Origin of the sequence: Kitasatospora sp. NPDC056531, from assembly GCF_042794375.1 — a bacterium.
Classification (GTDB): domain Bacteria; phylum Actinomycetota; class Actinomycetes; order Streptomycetales; family Streptomycetaceae; genus Kitasatospora.
Window position 1 is genome coordinate 1 of sequence record NZ_JBHTTU010000161.1, and the last position, 6,043, is coordinate 6,043.

8 protein-coding genes are annotated in these 6,043 nt (G+C 72.0%); 4 read left to right on the forward strand and 4 right to left on the reverse strand.

The window, feature by feature from the left end:
- Positions 1-285: 285 nt before the first annotated feature.
- The gene (locus tag ACFQ87_RS42785) at positions 286-948 is read left to right on the forward strand and encodes an HD family hydrolase (protein WP_380616376.1); all 663 of its coding nucleotides are present in this window, start codon (positions 286-288) and stop codon (positions 946-948) included.
- A 52-nt stretch (positions 949-1,000) separates the two neighbouring features.
- Here ACFQ87_RS42785 and ACFQ87_RS42790 read toward each other — a convergent pair whose 3' ends face one another.
- Positions 1,001-1,642 carry a CatB-related O-acetyltransferase gene (locus ACFQ87_RS42790; protein WP_380616395.1) on the reverse strand — a complete coding sequence of 214 codons (642 nt, stop codon included), beginning with the start codon at positions 1,640-1,642 and terminating at the stop codon, positions 1,001-1,003.
- 355 nt (positions 1,643-1,997) lie between these two features.
- On the opposite strand from ACFQ87_RS42790, the gene ACFQ87_RS42795 reads away from it, so the two are divergent.
- The 3 genes from ACFQ87_RS42795 (at position 1,998) to ACFQ87_RS42805 (ending at position 3,820) form a co-directional block, all read left to right on the forward strand.
- Positions 1,998-2,600 carry a dihydrofolate reductase family protein gene (locus tag ACFQ87_RS42795; RefSeq protein ID WP_380616378.1) on the forward strand — a complete coding sequence of 201 codons (603 nt, stop codon included), beginning with the start codon at positions 1,998-2,000 and terminating at the stop codon, positions 2,598-2,600.
- An 83-nt stretch (positions 2,601-2,683) separates the two neighbouring features.
- On the forward strand, positions 2,684-3,235 hold the full coding sequence (locus ACFQ87_RS42800; RefSeq protein WP_380616379.1) for a hypothetical protein: 552 nt from the start codon (positions 2,684-2,686) through the stop codon (positions 3,233-3,235).
- A gap of 138 nt (positions 3,236-3,373) precedes the next feature.
- Complete coding sequence (locus ACFQ87_RS42805) at positions 3,374-3,820, forward strand: helix-turn-helix domain-containing protein (RefSeq protein WP_380616381.1); 447 nt, start codon at positions 3,374-3,376, stop codon at positions 3,818-3,820.
- Between the two features lie 106 nt (positions 3,821-3,926).
- Here the strand turns inward: ACFQ87_RS42805 and ACFQ87_RS42810 are convergent, their stop codons facing one another.
- From ACFQ87_RS42810 to ACFQ87_RS42820, 3 genes are all read right to left on the reverse strand, one after another.
- Positions 3,927-4,529, reverse strand: coding sequence for a ClpP family protease (locus ACFQ87_RS42810; protein ID WP_380616383.1), 603 nt, complete (start codon positions 4,527-4,529; stop codon positions 3,927-3,929).
- Between the two features lies 1 nt (position 4,530).
- Positions 4,531-5,169 (reverse strand): ATP-dependent Clp protease proteolytic subunit, encoded by a 639-nt coding sequence (locus ACFQ87_RS42815; RefSeq protein WP_380616385.1) that lies wholly within the window; start codon positions 5,167-5,169, stop codon positions 4,531-4,533.
- 302 nt (positions 5,170-5,471) lie between these two features.
- A partial coding sequence (locus ACFQ87_RS42820; protein ID WP_380616387.1) for a TetR/AcrR family transcriptional regulator occupies positions 5,472-6,043 on the reverse strand: 572 nt, incomplete at its 5' end.

The window sequence follows — 6,043 nt, forward strand, 5'->3', positions numbered from 1 at the left end:
GAACACCCAAGCACTTTGCGGCTTTTGACAGTCGGAGAAGCTCCACACGGTAACCATAGGATCACTGAGCGTCTTTAATCAAATTCGTGAGCCTGATGCCGCCGCAGGAATCGAGCGCCGCCCGGCTTGGCTTTCGCCGGATGGCGAGCTCGACCTTGCACTCGAGCAGTCGAGATCCGCTGACAGGTGCTACAAATGACGAAGCATCAAGCAGGAGTTGACAGCCCCCAGTGCCGACACCTCCAGGCCCTGACGAACCGTCAACACAGCCCCGGGGAGGCCCCCGTGCCCAATGACGACACCCCGCTGTTCGCCGCCGCCGTGCGACAGCCCGACAGCACCCCCGACCGGCTGCGCCGCCAGATCGAGTTCATCATCGAGGTCGACCAGCTCAAGAACGTCTTCCGGCAGAGCCCGCTGCTGGCCGCCGACCGGCGCGAGAACGACGCCGAACACTCCTGGCACCTCGCCCTGATGACCCTGGTCCTCGCCGAGTACGCGGACGAGCCCGTCGACCCCGTCAAGGCCCTGACCATGGTCATCCTGCACGACCTGGTCGAGATCTACGCCGGGGACACCTTCCTCTACGACTCCGCGGCAACCGCCGACCAGGAGGAACGCGAACGCCAGGCCGCCGACAAGCTGTTCGCGATCCTCCCGGACGACCAGCGCGACCACTTCCGCGCGATCTGGGACGAGTTCGAGGAACGCGCCAGCGCGGAGGCCCGGTTCGCCAAGGCGATGGACCGCCTCCAGCCGCTGCTGCTCAACTACGGCAACCAAGGCGGCACGTGGCGCACCCCCGGAGTCACCGACGCCGACGTCCGGGCCCGCAAGTCCGTCATCGGCGACTCCTCCGCCGACCTGTGGCGCTACGCCGAGACCCTGATCCGCACCGGCGCCGACAACGGCTGGGTCCCACGCGCCGGCACGCCCCCCGAGTCGTGACAGCGCCGGCCCCGTCCGACCCCGACGTCCACGCGCCGCGGCGCACCGCGGCTCAGGGCGCGGGCACGGCGGCCTCAAGGGCGTCGACGGTGCCGGACATGACGGTGCGCAGGTGCCGGGTGAGGTGCTCGGCGGGCCAGTGCCACCAGGCGACGGCGAGCAGACGGGCGATGTCGGCCTCGTCGTAGCGCAGGCGGATCACCTTGGCGGGGTTGCCACCGACGATCGCGTAGTCGGGGATGTCGCAGGTGACCACCGACCCGGCGGCGACGATCGCGCCGTGCCCGATGCGAACCCCCGGCATCACGGTGGTGCCGCAGCCCAGCCACACGTCGTGGCCGACGACGGTGTCCCCGCGCCCCGGCAGGCCCGTCAGCAGGTCGAAGTGCTCACCCCAGGCGCCGCCCATGATGGGGAAGGGGAAGGTGGAGGGCCCGTCCATCCGGTGGTTGGCGCCGTTCATCACGAACCGCACCCCCTGGGCGAACGCGCAGAACTTCCCGATGACGAGCTTCTCCGGCCCGTAGTGGTACAGCACGTTGCGGGTCTCGAACGCCGTCGGGTCGTCCGGGTCGTCGCAGTACGAGTACTCGCCGACCTCGATCAGCGGCGACGTGACCAGCGGCTTGAGGAGCACCACGCGCGGCTGCTCGGGGAAGGGGTGCAGCACGGTCGGGTCGGGAACGGCGGGGATCACGCGGGTACTCGCTCTCGGGGGCGGCGGGGTGACGCAACGTCGGGAAACACTCCATGATCCACTACGGGCCGGCACCCATCCCGCGAATCACCGGCCTCGGGGATCCGTCGCCGGGGACGTCAAGGCCGCCGGCCCCACCGCCATGTGACGGAACGTCGTGTCCGGCAGCTCCGACAGCGGCCGTCCGTCGTCGAGGAGCCAGTGCGCACGGCTCCACCATCAAGGCCTTGGAGCACGCGTCGGCCCACTGACCGCCACGTGGCAGCGCTACGTCCCGCGGAGCAGGCCGTAGCGCACACCCGCGGCGCATTGTCGGACCCGCCCGCTACCGTCGCGGTGGAGGAGGTGCGACATGGGTGGCACGGGTCGGCTGGTGGTGGCGATGCAGGTGTCCGCGGACGGCTACGTCGACAGCGAAGTGCCGGGCGCCGACTGGCAGTTGTGGAACTGGGGCCCGCAGTGGCCGTGGAGTGCGGATCTGCGGGCCTCGTTCAACGGCCTACTGGCCGGCGCCTCGGGGGTCCTGCTGAGCCGGCCGATGGCGGACGAGGGGTACCTGGGGCACTGGGAGCGCATGGCCGCTCTCCATCCCGCCGACGCGGACTGGGAGTTCAGCCGGGCGATCGGGGCGCTGCCGAAGTTCGCGGTGTCCCGATCGGGGCGGCCGGCGCGACGGTGGCCGCGCACCGAGGTGCTCAACGGCGAGCTGGCCGAGACGGTGGCGCGGGCGAAGGAACTGGCAGGCGGGACACTGCTCTGCTTCGGGGGAGCGGGGCTGGTCTCTTCGCTGCTGCGCGAGGGCCTGGCCGAGGAGCTGCGCCTGTTCGTCAACCCCGGCTTCGCCGGATCGGGCAGCAGCGTGTTCGGGCCGTGGCTGGTGCGACACGCCTACCGGGCCGGCGGGGTGACGGCGTACGACTGCGGGATCGTGGAGAGCCGCTGGTCACGGGGGTAGCCGGGCCCCGGGGAGATGACACCGCTTTGCGAACCCTTTGCTAACATCCGCCGCACCGAACAGTGGATCAAGAGGGAGCATCGGTGGACCAGGAGCGGGTGGAGCTGGCGTACAGGCCGACGGGCGAGGACTTCCGCGAGGCCATCGCCGTCCAGACGCGGCGCACCTTCGCGGGTTGGCTGCCGCGGGTCGCGCCGTCGGCGATGGCGGCCTTCACCGCGTTCGGGTTGGCGGCGAAGCTGGCGGACGGCCAGACGGTCGTGTCGGACGCTGTGGCGTTGGCCGCGCTGGTGGCGCTGGTGGTGTTCACGCCCCGGCTGCAGGCGATGTTGGCGCAGCGGCGCGCGGCCCGGCGCGGCGGCGAGTACCGCGCGGTGGTGGACGGCAGCGGCGTGAGCGTCACCGACGGGACCGGCATCCGCACCCTGAGCTGGACGGCGGGGCCCCGCTTCGCCGAGACGCGGAACCTCTTCGTGGTCCTGAACCGCAGCGGCTCGTGCCTCCTCGTCCTGCCCAAGCGCGGCACCCCCGCCCCCGACGCCCTGCGCGCACTCCTCACCCGGCACGCGACCCCCATCGGCCGCCCGGCGGACAACAGCCGCGTGGCGAACAGCGGAACGGCCGCAGGACGCTGACCGGCGCCCGACGGGGGATCAGCTCCGGACGGTGCCGGCGGCCCCGGCCCCGCGACGCCGCCGGTCCGACCGTACGGATTCACCGAGGGCAGAACGCCGATCCCTTCCCCCGGCGCGCCGGATCCCTAGGCTGAAGAGGTGAGCACTCATGCGCCGAACGAAGCCCGCGTCATCCCTCTGCGCCCGCAGACCTCGCCGCCCGCATCCGGCGCGGCGCCCCGCGCCCCGCAGCGACCGGCGGGGGCCCCGTCGGCACCCGCGCCGAGGGAACCCCTGTGGCGCGACCTCGTCGGCGGTGTGCTGCGGCGCGAGCGGCTCGCCCAGGAGCGCACGCTGAAGGACGTCGCGGAGACGGCCCGGATCTCGATGCCGTACCTGTCGGAGCTGGAGCGCGGACGCAAGGAGGCGTCCTCCGAGGTGCTCGCGGCCGCCGCCAAGGCCCTCGGGCTCGGCCTCGGCGACCTGCTCTCGCTCGCCCAGGACGAGCTGGCCCGGTACGCCCCGAGCCGGGTGGGCCAGGGCCGGGTGGGCGGGGGCCGCACGTCGCCCACGGCGCGGTACGACGGCCTCTGCCTCGTCGCCTGACCGAACCGTCCGGCCGGACCGCCTGGCCGATCCGTCCGGCCGGACCGGCGGCCGGTACACCCCCGTCGTACCGGCCGCCGGTTCGGCCGTCGGCCCCGGCGCGCGATCAGGCGAACGCGAGCCGCCGGCTCAGCACCTCGTCGGCGAGCCCGTAGGCGACGGCCTCCTCGGCGGTGAGCACCTTGTCCCGGTCCAGGTCCGCGCGCAGCGTCGCCACATCGTGGTGCGTGTGCCGGGACAGGACCTCCTCCACCTGTGAGCGGATGCGGACCATCTCCTTGGCCGCGAGGCTGAGGTCGGAGACCGTCCCCTGCCGGCCGCCGCTGGCCGGCTGGCCGAGCAGTACCCGCGCGTGCTGGAGCACGAACCGCCGCCCGGGATCCCCGCCGGCCAGCAGCACCGCCGCCGTCGACGCCGCCTGACCGACGCAGAACGTGGAGATCGGCGCCTGCACGAACGTCATCGTGTCGTAGATCGCCATCAGCGAAGTGAAAGATCCGCCGGGCGAGTTGAGGTAGATCGAGATCTCGCGCTCCGGGTTCTCCGACTCCAGGTGCAGGAGTTGCGCGATGACCACGTTGGCGACCCCGTCGTCGATCTCGGTGCCGAGGAAGATGATCCGCTCGTTCAGCAGCCGGCTGAAGACGTCGTAGGACCGCTCACCGTGCGAGGTCCGCTCGATGACGTACGGAACCGTGTACGACCCCATGTCACAGCCCCATCCGTCGACGCGACGAGGCCGGGCGGATGTCGGCCACCGACTCCACCACCCGGTCCACGATCCCGTACTCCCTGGCCTGCTCGGCCGTGAACCAGCGGTCCCGGTCGCCGTCGCGCGCGATCGTCTGCTCGCTCTGCCCGGTGTGCTCGGCGGTGATCCGCTCGATGGCCCGTTTGGTGAACTCCAGGTTCTCCGCCTGGATCTCGATGTCCGCGGCCGTGCCGCCGATGCCCGCCGAGGGCTGGTGCATCATGATCCGCGCGTTCGGCAGCGCGAACCGCTTGCCGGGCGCCCCCACCGTGAGCAGGAACTGGCCCATGCTGGCCGCGAACCCCATCGCCAGCGTCGACACGTCGTTCGGGATGAGCCGCATGGTGTCGTAGATGGCGAGGCCCGCGGTGACCGACCCGCCGGGGCTGTTGATGTACAGGCTGATGTCGGTGCGCGGATCCTCCGCCGACAGCAGCAACAGCTGCGCGCACACCCGGTTGGCCGACACGTCGTCGACCTGGGTGCCGAGCAGGACGATCCGCTGGGCGAGCAGCTGTGCCGCCAGATGGTCGTCGAAGCGGCTGGGCGGTGTGTCGCCCTGCTCCGCGCGGAGCGGGGGAGTGGTGAGGGGAGTCATCCGGTCTCCTTGTCGAGGAGGTCTGCCGTCGACTCCACTCTTGACCCCGGGAGCCCCTCGGATGCGGTTTCTCTGCCCGCCGCAGATTCGCCACGGGCAGAGACGACGACCCGGCCCCTCGCGCGCGGCGGCCCGGAGAACGCCCGGCGGGACTCCGATGATCAACAACTGTCTTGAATCGACGGGAGGTTGACCATGCACATGGGCCGTTGCCGGTGGCCGCACCGTCCCCATACTTCCGTTGCCCGCCAGCCGGATCCCGGCCGCGGGGATGACCTGACGGCGCGGAGCCTGGCCCGTCCCTACGCGAGGGTGGCGTCGAGGAAGTCGCGCCAGGCGGCGTGCACGCGCCCGGCGTGGGAGTCGCCGTTCCCGTCGTCGCCGTCGGCGAGGAGGTCCAGCAGCAGGCCGCGCAGGGCGGCGAGCACCACGGTGGCGTTCGCCCGGGTGCCGGCGAGGACGCGCTCCAGCGGCGGCAGCCATTCGTCCAGCGAGGCGGTGCCGAAGTCCAGCCAGGGCTCGCAGCGGTCGAAGGCCCGGACGTACCCCTCGAAGAACAGCCGCAGCGCGCCCCGGCGTTCGGGCCTCGTCAGCCACTCCCAGAGCAGGTCGAGGGTCTCGCGGGCGCTGCCGCCCTCGACCTCGGACCGCTCCAGCAGCGCCAGTTGCTCGGCCCGTCCGACCGCGAGGACCTCCCGGACCAGCTGCTCCTTCGACCCGAACAGGTACAGCAGCACGCGCGGGCTGGAGCCGATCTGCGCCGCCAGCGGGCGCAGCGAGAGGTTGGACACGCCCCGCTCGGCGACGTAGCGGACGGTCGCGGCGAGGATCTCCTCGCGGCGCGCTGACGGGCGGGAGACGGCGTTGGTGGGAT

Bases quoted from the DNA above. Each gene is read 5' to 3' on its own strand.
- ACFQ87_RS42815 (WP_380616385.1), bottom strand. From the start codon at position 5,169: ATGACTCCCCTCACCACTCCCCCGCTCCGCGCGGAGCAGGGCGACACA.
- ACFQ87_RS42795 (WP_380616378.1), top strand. From the start codon at position 1,998: ATGGGTGGCACGGGTCGGCTGGTGGTGGCGATGCAGGTGTCCGCGGAC.
- ACFQ87_RS42810 (WP_380616383.1), bottom strand. From the start codon at position 4,529: ATGGGGTCGTACACGGTTCCGTACGTCATCGAGCGGACCTCGCACGGT.